18 protein-coding genes and 1 tRNA gene are annotated in these 19,565 nt (G+C 37.6%); 9 read left to right on the top strand and 10 right to left on the bottom strand.

Going from position 1 to position 19,565, the window contains the following annotated elements:
- Positions 1 to 2 precede the first annotated feature (2 nt).
- Positions 3 to 1,307 (top strand): cryptochrome/photolyase family protein, encoded by a 1,305-nt coding sequence (locus C1T31_RS10025; protein WP_103052362.1) that lies wholly within the window; start codon positions 3 to 5, stop codon positions 1,305 to 1,307.
- 46 nt (positions 1,308 to 1,353) lie between these two features.
- The gene (locus C1T31_RS10030) at positions 1,354 to 3,078 is read left to right on the top strand and encodes an FG-GAP-like repeat-containing protein (protein ID WP_103052363.1); all 1,725 of its coding nucleotides are present in this window, start codon (positions 1,354 to 1,356) and stop codon (positions 3,076 to 3,078) included.
- Between the two features lie 58 nt (positions 3,079 to 3,136).
- Here C1T31_RS10030 and murA read toward each other — a convergent pair whose 3' ends face one another.
- From murA to C1T31_RS10045, 3 genes are all read right to left on the bottom strand, one after another.
- The gene (gene murA, locus C1T31_RS10035) at positions 3,137 to 4,450 is read right to left on the bottom strand and encodes a UDP-N-acetylglucosamine 1-carboxyvinyltransferase (RefSeq protein WP_103052364.1); all 1,314 of its coding nucleotides are present in this window, start codon (positions 4,448 to 4,450) and stop codon (positions 3,137 to 3,139) included.
- Positions 4,451 to 4,455: 5 nt separating this feature from the next.
- Positions 4,456 to 5,094 (bottom strand): DUF4290 domain-containing protein, encoded by a 639-nt coding sequence (locus C1T31_RS10040; RefSeq protein WP_103052401.1) that lies wholly within the window; start codon positions 5,092 to 5,094, stop codon positions 4,456 to 4,458.
- Positions 5,095 to 5,161: 67 nt separating this feature from the next.
- Entirely contained in the window at positions 5,162 to 5,455 is a 294-nt protein-coding gene (locus tag C1T31_RS10045) for a DUF493 family protein (protein ID WP_103052365.1), read from the bottom strand.
- Positions 5,456 to 5,550: 95 nt separating this feature from the next.
- On the opposite strand from C1T31_RS10045, the gene C1T31_RS10050 reads away from it, so the two are divergent.
- From C1T31_RS10050 to C1T31_RS10070, 5 genes are all read left to right on the top strand, one after another.
- On the top strand, positions 5,551 to 6,093 hold the full coding sequence (locus tag C1T31_RS10050; protein ID WP_103052402.1) for an AAA family ATPase: 543 nt from the start codon (positions 5,551 to 5,553) through the stop codon (positions 6,091 to 6,093).
- Complete coding sequence (locus tag C1T31_RS10055; RefSeq protein WP_103052366.1) at positions 6,093 to 7,997, top strand: RecQ family ATP-dependent DNA helicase; 1,905 nt, start codon at positions 6,093 to 6,095, stop codon at positions 7,995 to 7,997. Before C1T31_RS10050 ends, C1T31_RS10055 begins: the two co-directional genes overlap by 1 nt.
- Positions 7,994 to 8,944 carry a methionyl-tRNA formyltransferase gene (gene fmt, locus C1T31_RS10060; RefSeq protein ID WP_103052367.1) on the top strand — a complete coding sequence of 317 codons (951 nt, stop codon included), beginning with the start codon at positions 7,994 to 7,996 and terminating at the stop codon, positions 8,942 to 8,944. The genes C1T31_RS10055 and fmt overlap by 4 nt, the downstream gene beginning before the upstream one ends.
- Before the next feature lie 194 nt (positions 8,945 to 9,138).
- Positions 9,139 to 9,411 carry an HU family DNA-binding protein gene (locus C1T31_RS10065; protein ID WP_092206834.1) on the top strand — a complete coding sequence of 91 codons (273 nt, stop codon included), beginning with the start codon at positions 9,139 to 9,141 and terminating at the stop codon, positions 9,409 to 9,411.
- A gap of 124 nt (positions 9,412 to 9,535) precedes the next feature.
- A complete protein-coding gene (locus C1T31_RS10070; RefSeq protein WP_103052368.1) occupies positions 9,536 to 10,096 on the top strand; it encodes a YqgE/AlgH family protein in 561 nt (186 codons plus the stop codon).
- On the opposite strand, the gene C1T31_RS10075 is transcribed toward C1T31_RS10070, so the two are convergent.
- Both C1T31_RS10075 and C1T31_RS10080 read right to left on the bottom strand, forming a co-directional pair.
- Complete coding sequence (locus tag C1T31_RS10075) at positions 10,089 to 10,934, bottom strand: aminotransferase class IV (RefSeq protein ID WP_103052369.1); 846 nt, start codon at positions 10,932 to 10,934, stop codon at positions 10,089 to 10,091. The genes C1T31_RS10070 and C1T31_RS10075 overlap by 8 nt on opposite strands.
- Positions 10,935 to 10,988: 54 nt before the next feature.
- Positions 10,989 to 11,375 carry an START-like domain-containing protein gene (locus C1T31_RS10080; RefSeq protein WP_103052370.1) on the bottom strand — a complete coding sequence of 129 codons (387 nt, stop codon included), beginning with the start codon at positions 11,373 to 11,375 and terminating at the stop codon, positions 10,989 to 10,991.
- A gap of 132 nt (positions 11,376 to 11,507) precedes the next feature.
- Here C1T31_RS10080 and C1T31_RS10085 point away from each other — a divergent pair.
- Positions 11,508 to 11,581, top strand: a tRNA-Met gene (locus tag C1T31_RS10085).
- A 598-nt stretch (positions 11,582 to 12,179) separates the two neighbouring features.
- Here C1T31_RS10085 and C1T31_RS14080 read toward each other — a convergent pair.
- Positions 12,180 to 12,326 carry a hypothetical protein gene (locus C1T31_RS14080; protein WP_165780100.1) on the bottom strand — a complete coding sequence of 49 codons (147 nt, stop codon included), beginning with the start codon at positions 12,324 to 12,326 and terminating at the stop codon, positions 12,180 to 12,182.
- A 946-nt stretch (positions 12,327 to 13,272) separates the two neighbouring features.
- Between C1T31_RS14080 and C1T31_RS10090 the strand changes: the two genes are divergently transcribed.
- A complete protein-coding gene (locus tag C1T31_RS10090; protein WP_103052371.1) occupies positions 13,273 to 14,073 on the top strand; it encodes a hypothetical protein in 801 nt (266 codons plus the stop codon).
- A 123-nt stretch (positions 14,074 to 14,196) separates the two neighbouring features.
- Here C1T31_RS10090 and C1T31_RS10095 read toward each other — a convergent pair whose 3' ends face one another.
- The 4 genes from C1T31_RS10095 to C1T31_RS10110 are packed head-to-tail and all read right to left on the bottom strand — an operon-like array spanning position 14,197 to position 19,565.
- Positions 14,197 to 14,757, bottom strand: coding sequence for a DUF1643 domain-containing protein (locus tag C1T31_RS10095; RefSeq protein WP_103052372.1), 561 nt, complete (start codon positions 14,755 to 14,757; stop codon positions 14,197 to 14,199).
- 18 nt (positions 14,758 to 14,775) lie between these two features.
- Positions 14,776 to 15,633 carry a hypothetical protein gene (locus C1T31_RS10100; protein ID WP_103052373.1) on the bottom strand — a complete coding sequence of 286 codons (858 nt, stop codon included), beginning with the start codon at positions 15,631 to 15,633 and terminating at the stop codon, positions 14,776 to 14,778.
- A gap of 30 nt (positions 15,634 to 15,663) precedes the next feature.
- Positions 15,664 to 16,359, bottom strand: coding sequence for a M48 family metallopeptidase (locus C1T31_RS10105; RefSeq protein ID WP_103052374.1), 696 nt, complete (start codon positions 16,357 to 16,359; stop codon positions 15,664 to 15,666).
- Complete coding sequence (locus tag C1T31_RS10110; RefSeq protein ID WP_103052375.1) at positions 16,359 to 19,565, bottom strand: type I restriction endonuclease subunit R; 3,207 nt, start codon at positions 19,563 to 19,565, stop codon at positions 16,359 to 16,361. The genes C1T31_RS10105 and C1T31_RS10110 overlap by 1 nt, the downstream gene beginning before the upstream one ends.

The following is a 19,565-nucleotide window of genomic DNA, read 5'->3' on the forward strand; positions in this document are numbered from 1 at the left end:
TTATGAATGAACCCTTATCTGTTTTTTGGTTTCGTAGAGATTTAAGATTGGATGACAATCATGGCTTGATGCAAGCCCTTAAAGGAGACAATCCTGTGATGCCTATTTTCATTTTTGATAAGGATATATTAGATAAACTCCCTCCCAATGATGCTCGTGTCACTTTTATTTATAAGACGCTTCAAGCTATGCGGGATTCCCTTCAGGAAAATCAGGGAAGTAGTTTAGCCATATTCTATGGAAAACCGCTTGATATATTCAAAAGCCTAACTACTGATTATAAAATTGCATCCGTTTACACCAATCACGATTACGAGCCTTATGCCATCAAACGCGATAAGGACGTTAAACAGTTTTTAAACAATCAAGGTATTGACTTTAAAACCTTTAAAGATCAAGTGATTTTCGAAAAAGATGAGATTGTTAAAAGTGATGGTGATCCATACATGGTTTACACGCCATACATGAAAACCTGGAAAAGCACCTTCAAATCAGAAAACCTATCTACTTATGATACCAGTAAGTATTTAAAAAATGTCGTAGCACATTCCCGATTGCCAAATCTATCGCTATCGGACATTGGATTCGAAAAATCCAATCAAGAAATTGCACAATATCAGGTCACTCCCAAAATCATTCAAGAATACGAAGCCAAACGTAATTTTCCAGCTCAAGATGCAACCTCCCATTTAGGGCCGCATTTGCGGTTTGGTACGGTGAGCATTCGAGAAATGGTCAAAAAGGCTATTTCTGAAAAAAACGAAGTCTTTTGGCAAGAACTCATCTGGCGCGAATTTTTTATGCAAATATTATGGCACTTTCCCAGAACAGTAAATGAAAGCTTCAAACCCAAATATGACAGAATCGAATGGCGTAACAATGAGGCAGAATTTAAAGCTTGGTGTAATGGTCAAACTGGTTATCCCCTAGTTGATGCTGGTATGCGCGAATTGAATGAAACAGGCTATATGCACAACCGTGTGAGAATGCTGGTGGGATCGTTTTTATGCAAGCATTTGTTAATAGATTGGCGTTGGGGCGAAGCTTATTTTGCAGAGAAACTACATGATTATGAAATGGCCAGTAATATTGGAAATTGGCAATGGGTAGCGGGATGCGGTGTCGATGCTGCGCCCTATTTCAGAATTTTTAACCCAACGACGCAGATTCAAAAATTTGACAAAAATCACGAATACATCAAAAAATGGGTGCCTGAATATCAAGAACTCACCTATCCGCAACCCATTGTTGATCACAAGGCTGCTCGAGAACGCTGTTTAAAAACTTATAAACAAGCAGTTAGTTAGATTTTTAATAATTTGGATTATCTTTACCCATCTAACAATTGACATCATGAATAAAAAACTACTTTTGGCTTTGGGAATGCTCCCAATGCTTTCCATAGCCCAAATCACCTTCACAAATTCCAACACTTTATTGGTCAATGCGTCATTAACAAGTGGTTGTGCCATTGGCGTAAGCGATATGAATGGTGATGGACTTGACGATATCATCAGACTGGATGATGCTAGAAACTTACAAATCGAATATCAAACCGCAGGTGGTGGCAACTTCACCCAATACAATTTTGGCAGCGTGGGTGGTTCCCAATGGGGTCTGGCCATAGCCGATGTGGATGAAAACGGTTATAATGATGTCATTACTGGTGGCGCCTATAATGGTGTTAAAGTCATTAAAGCCAATTCTGATGGGTCATTATACACGTCAACAACTCTGGCAGGCAGTATTTTTATGCAGAATGTTAACTTTGCTGATATTGATAACAATGGTAGCATTGATATTTTTGCCTGTCATGATGATGGTGTTTCTGTGGCTTATGGAAATGATGGCAGTGGTAATTTTTCGCCAAACAATGGTTTGATTAATGCTGTTTCTACAATCCCATCCGATAACTCTGGAAACTATGGCAGTATTTGGGCAGACGTGAACAACGATGGTCATTTAGACTTATACATTTCAAAATGCCGTTTAGGCGTTAACGATCCAAATGATGGTAGACGTGTTAATTTACTGTTCATGAATGATGGTACCAATAATTATACTGATGAAGCTGCAACCAGAGGTTTGGCACCATTGGGACAATCTTGGTCAGCTAATTTTGAAGATATTGATAATGATGGTGATCTGGATTGTGTCCTTATCAATCACGATATTACTAGTATGATCTTCGTCAACGATGGTACAGGGAATTTTACGGATATCACACCAACCTGTGGCATAACTGGTGAATTAGCCAGTTTAGGTTCGGGTGGCATACAGGTTGTTATGGAAGATTTTGATAATGATACCTTTATTGATATTTTTATTACCATGCGAAGTGGTATCCATCATTTATTCAAAAATGATGGCGATAAAACCTTTACGGAAGTATCTGCGCCATTCACATTACCAACTGGCCCTTCAAGGATTCAAAGTGCCGCGGTGGGCGATTTAAACAACGACGGGTTTATCGATGTCATGGCTGGCTTTGCAACGGGTTACAATGGCCCTTCAAGCGACCCAGATGTGCTTTATTTAAATGATGGTAATACGAATAATTGGAGTGAAATCCGCTTGATTGGTGACGCCAGTAATATCAATGGTATTGGTGCCAGAATAGAAATTCAAGGTGCTTGGGGAAGCCAAATACGAGAAGTACGCTCCGGTGAAAGCTATGGAACAATGAACTCTTTAATGACCCATTTTGGTCTGGGAACAGCCACAGAAATTGATGCAGTGGTTGTGCATTGGCCTTCAGGAAGTGTTGATACAGTATCTAATCCGAATATCAACGAAGTTTTAGTCATTGAAGAAGGACAAACATTATCAACAGAATCGTTTAGCAGCCAAACTATCCATATTTCACCTAATCCAACAAATGACATATTAAATATTGAAACTACAAGCAATGGCAGTTTCAGCTATGCCATCTATGATTTGTCTGGTAAGCAGGTCCAAACGGAAACAGTTTTACCAGCTTCCAATCAAATTAATATCAACCATTTAAGCAATGGCATCTATATTATGCAATTGACATCGCAAAATTCCAAAACCACCCATAAGATTATTAAGGAATAAGCTGTTAGGACAGATAACAAAAAAGCTTCGAAAATTTCGAAGCTTTTTTGTTTTTATATTATTCTTTAATCCGTTCAATCTTGGCACCTATCGCCCGTAATCGCTCGTCAATGTTTTCATAACCTCTATCAATCTGCTCAATATTGTGAATCACCGAAGTACCTTTAGCAGAAAGCGCTGCAATCAACAAGGAAACACCGGCACGAATATCGGGCGATGTCATAGTCGTCGCTTTTAGGGTTGATTTAAAATCGTGCCCAATTACGGTGGCCCGATGCGGATCGCATAAAATAATTTTCGCACCCATATCAATCAACTTATCTACGAAGAACAAGCGACTTTCAAACATTTTTTGATGAACCAATACGCTACCTCTTGCTTGCGTTGCTACAACTAATATGATACTCAATAAATCAGGTGTAAATCCTGGCCATGGCGCATCTGATATGGTTAAGATGGAACCATCAATATAATTTTGAATTTCATAGCCATCAGTATGTGCTGGGATATGAATATCATCACCCTGTCTTTCAACCGTAATCCCCAATTTTCTGAACACATTGGGTATTTGCCCCAAATCATCCCAACTCACATTGGTAATGGTCAGTTCACTTTTGGTCATGGCCGCTAAACCAATCCAGCTACCTATTTCAATCATATCAGGTAACATGGTATGCTCCGTACCACCCAAACTATCAACACCATCAATAATTAACATATTAGAACCAATACCTTGAATTTTGGCACCCATTCTATTCAACATTTTACACAGCTGTTGCAAATACGGCTCGCAGGCCGCATTGTAAATGGTAGTGGTACCCTCTGCCAAAACCGCTGCCATCACAATATTGGCTGTACCTGTAACAGAAGCTTCATCTAAAAGCATATAAGTACCAACCAATTTCTCGGCCTCTACTCCATAAAAATAGTCTTCACGGTTATAGCGGAATTTAGCACCTAGATTAATAAACCCTTCAAAATGGGTATCTAATCGTCTTCTACCTATTTTATCACCACCAGGTTTTGGAATATAACCTTTGCCAAAACGGGCCAATAAAGGTCCAACAATCATAATAGAACCACGCAAACCACGGCCATCTTCCTTAAAGGCTTCAGATTCCAGATACTTCAAATTCACCTCATCTGCTTGGAAAGAATAGGAATTAGCACCCAGTTTTTCAATCTTGACACCTAATTTCTTTAAAAGCTCAATGAGTTTATTAACATCAACAATGTCCGGAATATTATGGATCGTAACTTGTTTAGGAGTTAAGAGTACAGCACATAAAATTTGTAGTGCTTCGTTTTTGGCGCCTTGAGGTTGAATCTTTCCTTTTAATTGATGACCGCCTTCAATTTTAAATATTCCCATGAAGTCTAATAGCGTTTTCTATTTCTGTTTTTTTTGTGATGTCCCTTTTTGGAATTAGAACCATACTTCTTCTTGTTTCGCATCAAACTGGTCGCATCGGTTAAATCCTCATCAGCGTGTATGAGATTAATTTTACCATCCGATAGTTCGCGTAAATGCTCAAAGATAACATCGTCCTCAACAGTATCCTTGTTCCAGTTCAAAAAGCACTTTTTCATATGGTTGGCAATAGTATATACCAATGCTTCTTTCATTTCACCATCCTCCCAGGTATTGGCAACATCTATCATCGTTTTGATATTGTTACCATAAAAACGGTATTTAGGGTGATTCTGTGGATATTTTAAAGGTTCAGGACGCTCTGCCAATACATCTTTGGATGGTTTCTCAAAAGGAGAATCAGCATCTAGTTCAAAATTGGACATGATAAACAACTGGTCCCAAAGTTTATGCTGAAAATCGGGTACATCTCGCAAATGCGGTTGCAAATTCCCCATAACTGATATAATGGCACGTGCCAGCTTGTTGCGTTCCTCCTTGGATTCCCGCGTCTTGGCATAATTTATCATTTTCTGCAAATGCCTACCGTACTCGGGAATAATCAAATGCTCGCGTTCTGAATTGTATTCTAAATGTTCTATCAAAATAAAAAATGTGTAGATGTTAAGGTTTTGCAAGAAGTTTCATGCTTGCGCAAAATACAAAAAAAAACTAAAGGCTAATAATCCCTTCCACCTTTTCTGAAACTTCAATATACTTGGCTACAACCGCCTCTGGATTCTTCATATTCACATGAATGGAAACACTGGTATATTTGCCGTTTTTAGAGGCTTTGGTGGTAATCACGGCACCAACACCATTAAACAGGTTTTCCACATCCTGAATACCTGTAGAATCTGTTACCACAATAAACTTGAACAAATATTCTGTTGGCCAGGAACTGGTTTCGTATAATTGTATTTTTAGCTTTTCGTAAAAGGCTCTTTCTTTATTTTCTTCGCTCATAATCGTTTTTAAGATAAACTACAAAGATAGGCTTTACCTTTGTATTTTTTAGTTTGGGTTTTAATTACGAATTTTACAGCCAAAACCTTGCCAAATTGAACACAAAACGAATTGTTATCACGGGTGGTCCAGGTACCGGAAAAACATCCATCATTAACGAATTGCTATCCCGCGGACATATTTGCCTGGAAGAAATTTCCAGACAGGTCACACTCAAAGCCCGTGAAGATGGTGTGGATCAATTGTTTTTAACACAACCACTCTTATTCAGTGAATTGTTATTGGCAGGTCGTGAAAAGCAATATCATCAAGCTGAAAAATTACCGTCTGACCATGTGTTTTTAGACCGTGGCATACCTGACGTTTTGGCGTACATGGACTATATTGGGGATTCCTATCCAGAGACTTTTATAAACAGTTGTAAAACCCATACCTATGATATGGTTTTTATTTTAGAGCCCTGGCAGGAAATTTTTGTTAGTGATAATGAACGCTACGAAAACTTTGATCAAGCCGTCAAAATACACCATCACTTATTGAATACCTATGAACGGTTCAACTACAAGCTAATGGATGTGCCATTTGATAGTGTTGAAAATAGGGCACTACATATCCTAAATTCTATAAAGAACCTCTAATGGAGCAACCCATTGATATATTGGAAACATATTGGGGTTTCACAACTTTTAGACCCCTTCAAGAAGATATCATTCAGGCAGTTCTGGAAAACGAAGATACCTTTGCGTTACTACCAACCGGTGGCGGTAAATCCATGTGTTTCCAAATTCCTGCCCTCATCAAAGATGGTATTTGCCTGGTGGTATCACCTTTGGTGGCCCTGATGAAAAACCAGGTTCAAACGCTTAATGATAAAGGCATTAAAGCCATGGCTCTGACCAGCGGTATATCGTATGATGAATTGGATACCAAGCTCGATAATTGCATTTATGGCAACTACAAATTTCTGTATCTGTCGCCAGAACGCTTGCAACAGGAAATCGTCCAGGATCGTATCAGGCAAATGCCCGTAAACCTCATTGCGGTGGATGAAGCCCATTGTATCTCGCAATGGGGACATGATTTCAGACCTGCCTACAGAAACATTGCGCAATTACGGGAATGGCATCCTCAAGTCAATTGTATAGCCTTAACGGCTTCTGCGACGCCAGAAGTAGTTAACGATATTGTCACGGAACTGGATTTTATCAATCCTAAAATATTTAAGCAATCCTTCCATAGAAGTAATTTGGCTTACATGACCTTTGACACCAACGACAAGCGTTATGAAATCCTAAGGATACTCAAAAAAAATCCAGAACCAGCCATAATCTATGTCCGCAATAGAAAATTGACCATCGAGTTAAGCAGTTATTTAAGCAACAATGGTATAGCGGCAACCTACTTTCATGGCGGACTGTCCAATACCGAAAAAACAGAGCAGTTAAATGATTGGCTCTCGGAAAAACAATTGGTTATGGTGGCTACCAATGCCTTTGGTATGGGTATCGATAAACCCAATGTGAAAACCGTCATACATTTCAGTTTACCCGATAGCTTGGAAAGTTATTTTCAGGAAGCTGGAAGGGCCGGTAGAAATGGGAACAAAGCCTTTGCTGTTATTTTGAAGGGCAAGCAGGACGACCTGCATTTAAAAAATCAGTTTTTAAGTGCCTTACCGTCGGTAGATTTTATAAAAACAGTTTACCGAAAGCTCTGCAACTATTTTCAAATTCCTTACGGTGAAGGACAACAGGCAACCTATAATTTCAACTTCAACCTGTTTTGCAAAACCTATGGGTTTGAAAGTTCAGTGACTTACAATGCCATTCAGGCTTTGGATAGAAGCAGCATTATTAGCTTGACCCAGCAATTTAAGAACCATACCCAATTACAGTTTATTGTAGCCAACGACCCCTTGTTTGACTATCTGGATACCTATCCCGAGCTGGCTATGGTTACAAAATCCATATTACGCACCTATGGCGGTGTGTTTGAACATGAAACACCTATAAACACCTTGCGTATTTCTGAAAAAGCAGGTATCACGGAACCGCAATTGGAACAGCATCTCCGTAAGTTGGAAAAGGATGAGATCATCGCATTAAAACTATCCAAAACCGATGCCCAGATTACCTTTATAGAACCACGGGAAGACGATAAAACCATCAACCGCATCGCCCAGACCATTGACCAGCAAAACACCTTGAAAAAGAAACAGATTCAATCGGTTTTAGACTATGTGGATAATCAAATAAGCTGTAAGAGCGTCCAACTACTCACCTATTTTGGTGAAACCCATGTTCAGGATTGTGGCATCTGTTCGGTTTGTATTCAAAAGAAAAAAACCACACATATACCAGACGCCAAATCGGTTAGGCATGCCATTATCGCGCAATTGGAAAACCAACCCCTGTCGTCTCGAGAGCTCACAGAGCGCTTACCCTATAACAAGGAGGAAATACAAGAAACCTTAAATATATTATTGGAACATCACATTATTGACATCACCAAAACAAACACCTATAAATTAGCACACCTATGAGCACCAAATTACGAATAGTCTTTATGGGCACACCAGACTTCGCTGTAGCAACCCTAAAAACCTTGGTTGAAAACCAGTACCATATTGTGGGAGTCATCACAGCACCCGATAAACCGGCTGGCAGAGGTCGTAAACTTCAGGAGTCGGCTGTAAAAACCTATGCTCAATCTCAAGGTCTGCACATCCTGCAACCCACCAACCTGAAGAGCGATGACTTCATTCAAGAATTGCAAGACTTGCAAGCCAATTTACAGATTGTGGTCGCCTTTAGAATGCTACCCAAAGTCGTATGGCAAATGCCCGAATTAGGGACTTTCAATCTGCATGCTTCCCTGCTGCCCAACTATCGTGGTGCAGCACCTATTAATTGGGCCATTATCAATGGGGAAACCAAAACGGGAGTCTCAACCTTCTTTATTGATGAAAAAATTGACACAGGCGATATGATTCTACAACAGGAAGTCGCTATTGAACCCGAGGATAATGCCGGCAGCTTGCATGATAAACTGATGCATGTGGGCAGCCAGTTGGTATTGGAAACCGTCAAGCGCATTGAAGCAGGCACAGTAAAAACCGTTCCGCAGGATGAAACCAGTGCCATGAAAGATGCCAACAAACTTCATCGAGATAATACCAAAATCAATTGGAACGACACCATATATCATATACACAATAAAGTACGCGGCTTAAATCCCTATCCAGGCGCTTGGTGCTATTTAGAGAATGGTAAGGAAACTCTTGAAATCAAAATCTATGAAACATCCATGGACTTCGCAACCCACAATTTGGAGACTGGAACTGTTGTGTCCGATAAAAAAACGCTAAAAGTAGCAGTCACAGACGGTTATATTTTGATACAGGAAATCAAGCTTCCTGGGAAGCGAAAAATGGACGCGCCATCCCTTTTAAACGGTTATCAATTTCTCACCAATGCCAAAATGCTGTAAACCCCTATTAACACTCATATTTTAAAAACATCGACAAAATGCATAACCTTTATTAACAAATGTCTCAAGTTATTAACAAAATCGAGCATTTGCCACGCCATTACTTGCATGATACGATAATCCGTATAAATTTGTAGAGGATTTAACAAAAAACATGTTTAACCAACAATTTATTAATAATTAAAAATTAAATTATGAACAAAACAGATTTAATCGATGCAATGGCAGAACACGCAGGAATTACTAAAGCAGCTGCAAAAAAAGCTTTAGAATGTGCGTTAATTGAAATTGAAGGAGCTTTACAAAAAGGTAACAGAGTTTCTTTAGTTGGATTTGGATCTTGGTCAGTTTCTAGAAGAGCTGCAAGAGATGGAAGAAACCCACAAACTGGAAAGACTATTAAAATCAAAGCTAAAAATGTAGTTAAATTTAAAGCTGGTTCTGATTTATCAAGAGCAGTAAACTAATTTAAGCTTTATTATAACGTTAATAAAAGGTCTTCAGTTTCTGAAGGCCTTTTTTAGTTATAGCCCTTCAGTATTTGATTTTAAGAAAAAAAATGTTAGATTTAGTATGTAAACTCGCAACTATATGATTACAATCCAGCCCAAAAAAGGTCACTTGTTAATCGCCGAACCAGCTATTATTGGCGATGTTTCTTTTAACCGTTCCATAATCCTACTGGCAGACCACAATGACGAAGGGTCTATAGGCTTCATCCTCAACAAACCACTAGAATACACCATCAATGACCTCATTCCGGAAGTCGATGCGCACTTCAAGGTTTACAATGGTGGCCCTGTTGAACAGGATAACCTCTACTTCATCCATCAGGTACCGGATCTCATTCCGGAAAGCATCGAGATTTCCTTGGGTATATATTGGGGTGGTGACTTCAATAAGGTAGCCGAACTCATTGCTAACAACAAATTAAACGAAAAGCACATTCGATTCTTTTTAGGCTATTCCGGTTGGGATGCCAACCAGTTAAACGAGGAACTCAAGTCCAATTCCTGGATTGTTACCGAAAATGTCTATAAGAAATCCATTATTGAAAAGGACTACGAAACCTTCTGGAAGGAAAAAATGATGGAGTTTGGTGGTGAGTACTCCATTTGGTCCAACGCCCCCGAAGACCCTAGTTTTAACTAGTCAGGCGAATCTTCACGTTCAGTTTTTGAAATAAATCCTTGGCCACCTTGTGGGCAAAAACCTTCTTACGGTATTGACTAACTGGTTGAATACCGCCTATCACATTGGTTATAAACAACTCATCAGCCTTTTGCAGTTCAAACGGTGATATGGAAGCTTCCTCCAACTCATAATCTTTAGAACTGGTTATCAAATCCATCACCTGTTTCCGCATAATCCCTTTCAGGCAACCATCAGCCAAAGGCGGTGTTTTAATGGTGTTACCGTTTACTAAAAAGACATTCCCATTCAGGGCTTCCACCACATTTTTGTTGGTATTCAGCAACAAGCAATTGTGAAAGTTATTCTCTTTGGCAAACACACTTCCCACCACATTCAGGGCGCGGTTATTGGTCTTTAGGGTTGATAGTAGTCCAGGTGCTAGGTAGTAATCTTTAAAGAGCTCCACTTCATAAGCCTCATCACGAAACAGATAAAACGGTTCATCCAACGGGCTAGCCTGTATTACAAAACCCACACCATTATCTTTTGGGGTATACAGTCCGCCGGTATTTCTAAACACGGCTAATTTCACTCGAGCAGTTTGGTTTTCTAAATTATTGGCTTGCAAGGTAGCGACCAACTGCGCTTCTAAAAACTCCATAGTAAAGTTCATGGGGATTTCCATACGCAGTATACGCATGGACGCCATCAGTCTAAAGTAATGGTCCTCCCAAAACAAGGGTTTCCCTATCGAGCAGCGCATGGTTTCAAAAACCATATCGCCATAGTTAAAACCACGGTTATTGCTATCGATTATACTGGTGTTTTCGGTAAGTGTGCCGTTATCATTAATCATAAAAAAGTCCCAAAAATTTTGGGACAAAGATAGGCTTTATATTAAAAAGGGTTGTTATGCCGAACCCAATACTTGCTTTAAATCCGAGATTTGATTTTCCCAAAGCATCTTGGCCTCTTCCACCTCATCTTCCTCGGCAAAATCAATCACGATGACCGATACATCCTTGGTAATCTCATCCACCTGAATGCGAATTTCAAAATAGTAAGGTTCATCCTCATCGGCTACCCACTTAAACTTGATGCGCTCGCCACTTTTCTTGCTCACCAACTTGGCTTGCTCCTCGGTGCCGTCCCAAATAAAGCGAAACAATTCACCACGGGAATTCACGTTTTCGGCAAACCATTCAGAAAGGCCTGACGGTGTAGAAATGTATTGATATAATAGTTGTGGTGAAGCATGTATTGGAAACTCCATTTCAAATTTCACTTTTTCGTCCATAGTCGTTGTTATGTTTGTGCGCTCAATATATACATTAATTGAGAAGTTTTCAAAACTATTTTTTATAAATATTTTATACGGACATTTATTTGTACTGAATAAATTTGTTGTTATATTTGCAGCCTTAAAAACGGCGAGGTAGCTCAGTTGGTTAGAGCGTTGGATTCATAACCCAGAGGTCACGAGTTCAAATCTCGTCCTCGCTACAGCAGTAAAAGCCTGATGGAAACATCAGGCTTTTTTTATACCCCAAAGCGTCAAGCTTGCTTGTAAGCGCAGGGGTGTAAAAAAGGTCTGCAATACGCAGTATTGCGGGCTTTTACTGCGGTAAAGCCTTCCCATTTGGATTCACCGTCAGGTAAATCTTAAAATGTATCTGTCATTCAGAGTGAGCGGAGCGATACGAAGAATCCTTGAACATTAATCAGATTGCCACACTCGTTCCTCGCTCGCAATGACAGCGAACACGGTAGCGTTTTGGCTTTTACTATTGTACAGCCCCAACAAGGATTCTATAAATCTCATTTTATTCCTATTCTTTTTTGCATCGATCAAAAAAGAAACAAAAAAATCTAGGCTTCATTTTTATTCCTTGAAAACCTAGCGTCAAAGCCGTATCATGCGCATTGCAATCGTTTTACTTGGCAATGCTCCACCGCCCTACCTGGCCTTGACTTGGTTTTACTACGTTATAAAATAAGGCCAGCTTCTTAAGTGGATACTTTAAAGTGGTATGATTTCATTCAAAACCTATAATGTATTATCAAACGCAGTTTTCAGACCCATAGAGGATGCAAGTGCCATCTAGATAAACAAGTTCTTATCCTCGTCTTTGTAAAAGTTTTTAAGCGCTTTTTGTTTTTGCGTTAGAGCGGGTTCCCTGTTTGCTTTTGGTGACGTCTCTTTTTTGGGTTTGGATTGTTGTAGTCGTAATTTTTCTAATAAGTTCATAGCACGTGTTTTTGGTGTTATTAAAGATACGGTGTAAACACCTGGTTTAGATGTTTTAAATTATTATATATCAAATATTTAGCATAAAGTTAACATAAGAGTCCTCAATACTGTTTTTGTGCCTACGGTTAAGTCGAAATTAAGCTTTGACTAATGTATTTGTTTTTACGTTCATTTTTTATTCGTTCATGTTAATTGTTTTTTTGTTCTCATGATGTGCTTCGCAATTGCTTGACCAAAAAACGAACCAAAAAAGTCAAGACGGTCTGGAGGACATTCTTGCAGACCTCTCGCCCTTTTTTTAATACTAAACCGTACAATTTATGCTATGATTTTATAACTCCCCTGTTAAAGGATTCGATTCATACAATTACGTTGGCTCGTTATGTCTTCAGACCGCCAAGTCTTCTGGCTTCGCCAGAAATAGGTTGATTTTTGCTTCAAGAACTGGATGGCTTATTTTGTTCTGACCCGAGTTGACCCGAAGGAGACCCGAAGGACACCCGAAGGAGACCCGAAGGAGACCCGAAGGAGCTCCCTTTAAAAGTGTTAAAATTTAGGGGTTGGTTATTTTTATATTTTTGACAATGTGTCTTCGGGTGGGGTTGAAAATTGTTTAAAATTCCTACATTTTGATAAGCTATTTTTTGAAGATAATTTAGTTTTTTAGCATTTTTACTGACTTACCCCTTTCATTTTCAGGTTTTTGTGTTTTGATTATTTAAAATCTTTTTTTTAGGTTTGGATTGGTTATTGATTTTTTAACCTATCCGGAAGGGTTAGTCTTTCAATTTCCGAGGTACTGGTACCGTACCGATTTACTTCTCCCAAACTAATTATTAGCATTCGTTTATTTAACGGATGAGCAACCCCATGTCTCGTCCCATTTTTAACCAGACTGTTGTGCGGTATAGCCACCGCGCCGTGGTCCTAAAACCTATTTATCATGGCTAGAAACAATTCATTTATTAGACTGGAAGGCTCGCTGGATGGCTTGACCTTTTACAGAAAAGACGGTGAGAGCTTTGTGAAAACCCAAAGCCGCGTTTCAAGAAACCGTATTATGAACGATCCTGCGTACAAGCGTACCCGTGAAAACATGCAGGAATTTGGTGGTGCTGCCAAAGCTGGCAAGGCCTTTAGAGAAGCTTTTGCCGGATTATCGCAAACCATTGGTGACACGTATTTGAGTGCCCGGTTGAGTGGGCTTTTAAAGCGCATTATTAAACTGGGTGCTGGAGACCGTGGTGAACGGGAACTGGATTTGGCCAGTTACCATGAGCAGTTTAGAGGGTTTGAGTTTAACCCAAACAAACAGTTTGACTCTGTGTTTTTTGCACCCCTTACTGGGCCTACCATTAATGCGACGCGTGATGTGGTGGATTTGACCGTGCCCGATTTTAATACCGATGCGTTTATTAATGCGCCCGAGGGTGCCACCCACTTTAGTCTGATACTGGCTACAGGCTATGTGAGCAATTATGGTTTTGTGCCTGTGCTTACTGCCTATGAGCCCGTTGACGAAACCGTGAATGCCCGAGGTAGTGTTACTACCAGTAGTGCTATTGCTTTGGGTGGTATGGTTGGTAGTGCCACGACCTTGCAAGTGGATATGAGTGCCCTTGGCGCCATTCCTGTAGAGGTTGCGGTGTTTGTGGGACTGGGTATTGTATTTTACCAAGAAGTGAATGGTAACATGTATGCTTTAGCCCAAGACCATGCCTTGAAAGTAGCTACTACTGGCTAGGCCATTCGTGATTTTAAATTATTAATTACTAAACCCCGCTCTTGCTTTGGGAGAAGTCTGGAGCGGGGTTTTTAGGTATTTTATTTTGAATTATTATGGACTGATATTTTTAAATAATTGATTTTAATTTATTCTTTTCAATTCATACTTATAACCCCAAACCTGCCCATGTAGAGGTTTTTCTAGATTTAAACCCCATCTAGGATGTTTCATTTGATACAGGTTTTTATTTGAAATATTTTCGAAAATAAATGTCTCCATTTCATCAAAATACGTTTTGCACTTCCAAGGATGACCTCCCCAAGCCAAAACAATATTTTCTGCAGCATTAATATTTTGAATTAATAATGACTTGTTTTTAGCATCTATTAAATCCTCTGAACGTTCAATTAATTTTTCTGAATAGGTTTGATAAACTGGGAAGAGGTTCATGATTATTACACTTGAAACTTCTGGTTTATTGATGAAAAAGTATTCACAAACACGATTAACTGTACAATCGGATTCACTGATATCATTCTCACCTGCCCTGCTTGGGTTTTTCAAAATCACTAACCATCTTTCTTTCCCTTGTCTTTTTCCTTTAAGTTCAATTTCAATGGCGTAGCGTTTTTTAACATTTTTATCTAATATCAATGATGATTTAATAGGAAAGAATCGGGTTTTATCAAACAAATATTTCATTAATTAAAAGTTTGGTGATTACTTATATATACTTATTGTTTTACCAATAATTTCTTTTATCAAATCTCTGTTTTTCGAATAATCTGATTTTGTTATTGCAAATGCTATTATTTTCTCTTTTCTTATAGTATAACTTTGCCCAATGGCTTCAATTGCCATTTTAGTCTCTTCAATATTCTGTTCTGAGGTTAACAACTCTATGTGACAATACCCTTCTGTTTTCCTAGGTCTTAACCAAATGCAGTTTTTTTGGGAAGTCCCTAACGCAACATGGTGTTTATTGTAAGTCACTCTTAACTCTTCAAAACCTTCACTTGCTATTGCAATGATTTCATCCAATAGTTTAATTGAGGATTTAGCTGATTTATTTTCCCAATATTTTCTATCTACAACTTCTAAACCTAAATCTTCTTCATCTTCAGGAGATTCATAAATATCTAAAACTTTCACAAAATCAAGGAAAACCTTATCCTCATGCTTAAAGGCATTTAATTGAATAGCAATTATTGGTATTGACTTGTTCATTAAAGAAATTACATTGAAAAATCGATTTGTAATATTCTCGGCAATCAATACTGCCCTATGTTCTCTGGAGGGAAACCTTCTTCTTTCCAAATCCCAGTATTCAATAGTCCTAATAATATGGCTTTCATCTGTAGCGCCAAGCATAATTTCAACTTCGTACATTGTTGTACTATCTGCACTTAACATTAAGAAATCTATACGCCCACCTGATGTTTGCTTACGTTCTCGACGATAAACCTCTATTTCACCCAAACCTATTATAGATGGGTCTTCTTCTATGATATCTTGAAGCCACTTCTCATTAAAACCGTGGTCTCTTAAATTAATTGCATCAGTTTTTACGTATTTCATTTGTTTTCCTATTTTTTGTATATTTTTTAATTAAGCAAGTAAATTCTCCAATTTACTCTTCCATTTTCTCCAATCAGGCATTTCTTTATCTTGTAAATCAAAGAATTTTTTGGTGTGGTTGTGATAAATCAGATGGCATAGTTCATGTATTATAACATACTCTATACAAGCCTTTGGTGCCTTTATTAATTCTGGATTCAATATAATTTTACCCTTAGGCGTGCAGCTTCCCCAACGTTTGGCCATATTTTGAATATACATTCCATTAGGTTCTACATTATATTTCTTAAACCTTTGGATTAACGGTTCAGCTATTTCTGAAAATTTCACTTTTGCTCTTGTTTTATACCATTGTAGCATAAGTTCTTCTGCATTTGCCTTTTTTGGTGTGAATATTTCAATAAATCTACCTTTGTATTTTACTTCACTAGTTTTTGACAAAGTGAGTTTCAATCTATATTGCCTGCCTAAATATAAATGAGTTTCTCCACTGACATATTTTTTTTTAACGGATCTAGGCTGAAACGATAAAAAATAACTTTGCTGCTTAATAATCCATGGAGCTTTATTCTTAATCTTTTTTTTAATTATTTCTTTGGAAATATTTTCAGGTGATTTAACAATGACTTCTAATTCTGGATTAACCGTTATACCCAATGTTTTACGGTCAGAAAACTTTATTGAATAGTCTATTCTGTGAGAACCAAAATCGATAAAATCTTTCATTATCTATACCTTACTTTAGCTATTTCAACTATTTGTTCAGCAATAGCATCAATCTCTTTAAATGAAAGATCGAGCGCGTATTTATCCCTTATTTCATCAATTAAATAATCTCCAATTTTAAAAACCATCTTTTTAGGCACATCGACCTTTGCTTGCCAATCCACTATCTTTAAGTTATTAATAATATCATCTGATGTAATTGCTATTTCAGCAGAAATCGTTTGCCTTAGCTTTGCATCTTGGATTTTAGTTTTCAAATCTTCAAGAGTAACTCCATAAAAAGCTTTAGCAATATCTCTATTTTCTAAAACGGATGGAATATCACCATCAGTTCTTGACAAAACTTTTTCCATAATATCTTTAACGCGCTCTAAATACTGTACTTCAGATATACGATGTAACTCATAATCCTTTATGGTATCTCTGAGCATTTCAGAGAATTTCTTATAAAACGCAGGGTCTTCGTCCATCTTTTCGGTTATATGCTTATCCGTTCTTGAAGCAATTTTATCTGCTTTAGCAGCAGAACCAATTGTTTTTTCAACCTCTTCCTGAAAAGCCTCCTTATCAAAAATATTAACCAATTCGGTTATAGAATCCACTTTCTCTGTGGTTATATGCGTATCTATTAATTTTTGTATTTGTCCTTCATATTTTTTATAATCTACAGTATCCGAATATCTTTGAGATACAGCCGTTCTTAATTTCATAAAAAACGTCAAATCTTCTTTATATGACTTAATTAAATTTTCATCCGTAGATTTATGAAATTCAATTGAAGACAAAGCCATTTTTAAAATTCTAGCATAAGAAGCTAGCTTATCATAGAATAAAACTCTTTTAGCATCATCTCTAAGAATCTGTTGAAATGCCTCAGCATCTCTCTTATTAATAACCGTTTTAAACAAATCCCATACCTCAGAATGCTTTTGAGGTAATTTTTTTATTTCTTCAACTATATTTGTAAGTGTGCCCTGTAAATCTTCTGAATCAAATTCATCAAAAGAAGAATATAATTCAATAGCATCATCTAAAGCTCCTAATACTCCATAGTAATCTATTATATAACCATAATCTTTATCAGGATATATTCTATTGACCCTCGCAATTGCCTGTAATAATGTATGACCTTGTAGCTTTCTTGTTAGGTACAAAACCGTATTTCTTGGTGCATCGAAACCAGTTAAGAGCTTATCTACTACTATAATAATTTCTGGTTCATCTGAATTCTTATACCGATTTACGATATTCTCCTGGTACTTTTTTGGAGTTACATGCTCATCCATCATTTCTTTCCAAAATGATTTTACTTCATCTGATGTTGCTCCATAAGCTGTTTCTTCTCCCTCACGATCATCAGGTGGTGAAATCACAACTTCTGAGGTTACTCGCCCTATCTGATCCAAAAACTTCTTATACTTTATTGCACTAATTTTGTTTTGACAAACCAATTGACCTTTAAAGCCAGTTCCTTTAAAGTTTTGCTCAAAATGCTTCGTTATATCCCAACTCAAGGCAAGAATTTTCTGTTCTGCAATATTTAATTGGTCTGCTCTACTAAATTTCTTTTTTAAATCCGCCTTTTCATAAGCTGATAAAGGTTCAGAAATCATGGCAAAAAAGTTGTCTAATGGATTCTCATTTACTTGTTGGAATGCATGACGCCCTTCGTACAACAACGGAACAACAGCTTTGTCTTTAACTGCTTTATCAACTGTATACTGGTCTATCAAAGATCCAAAACGCCTTAATGTGTTTTTATCCTTCTTAAACAAAGGTGTCCCTGTTAAAGCTATAAAACACGCATTTGGTAATGTCTTTTGCATTTCAATGTTAAAAGTACCATGTTGTGTCCTATGCCCTTCATCCACCAAAACAAAAATATCATGACTGATTAATGGACTTTTAATTTTTCGGACAGCCGTTTCAAATTTGTTAATAATTGTTGTTACAACTGCATCTGACTTACTTTCCAACAATTCTACCAATTGCTTACCTGTTGCCGCATTATTAACTGGCATTCCACACTTCTCAAAAGTTCTTGTTATCTGATCATCTAAATCTGTTCTATCAGTAACCAGTATTATTTTTGGATTTCTAATACTTTTTTCCATAGCAATGGCTTGAGCAAGCATAACCATTGTTAAGGATTTCCCACTTCCTTGTGTATGCCAGATAACACCTCCTCTTCTTTTTCCATTTTCTAAGGTCAATATTTGAGTAATAGTCTTTTTAATAGCAAAATACTGTTGGTATCTTGCTATTTTCTTAACACCATTATCAAAAACTATATAATTGTATGTAAAGTCCAATAAACGTTCAGGGCTGCAGAGGCCATACAAATAAACATCTTGTTCAGTAGGTAATACATCTTCACTTTCAAGGAGATCAAAGTGGCTCCTAACATAACGGAATCGCTCTGAAAACAAGTTGTTTTTCACATCATCATTAAGTGGTGTGTTTTTAAGTTCATGAAGTTTCGACTTGTAATTTTCTTCACTTTCTTTATTCTTAAAACTCTCTTCCCAGTGCGACCAAAACTTTTCTTTAGTTCCAATTGTTGCATAGCGACCTTCGTTTGTTGATAGTGCTAGCAAGCATTGAGCATAGATGTATAATCTCCTAATACCATCTTCCTTCTGGTTACGTAAATGTTGAGAAATAGCTTGCTTAATAGGCTCTTTTATATCTGGGCGCTTACATTCTATAATTCCTAGTGGAATCCCATTAACAAAAAGTATCAAATCAGGTCTATAATGTTCTTTGCTTCCGCTGCGCATCACACTATACTCTTCTGTAACATGGAACACATTATTTTCTATATTTTTCCAGTCTATGTACTGCAATGTGAAACTTTTTTTATCACCATCTATACTTTGCTCCAAAGATTTACCTAGAGTTAATAAATTATATGTTTTTTCAGCAGCTGAAATGTAACCATCTACCAGAGTTACATCCATTAAAGCAAGAATACCAGCCTCAATATTATTTTTACTGAAAATACTAGTCTTGGTTGACGAAATCTTAATACTATTTATTTCATTAAGCTGCTTACGAAGTATATCTTCCAATAATACATTTGAAGTCTTATGTCCTCTTGCTTTTAAGGCTTCTTCGGGATTTAAATAGGTGTACCCTAAGTTGACCAGCATCTGAATAGCCGGTATTTGGGATATATGGTCTTCTTTAAAACTTGGTGTGTTCAT

The sequence above is a fragment of the Hanstruepera neustonica genome, from assembly GCF_002895005.1.
Taxonomy (GTDB): domain Bacteria; phylum Bacteroidota; class Bacteroidia; order Flavobacteriales; family Flavobacteriaceae; genus Hanstruepera; species Hanstruepera neustonica.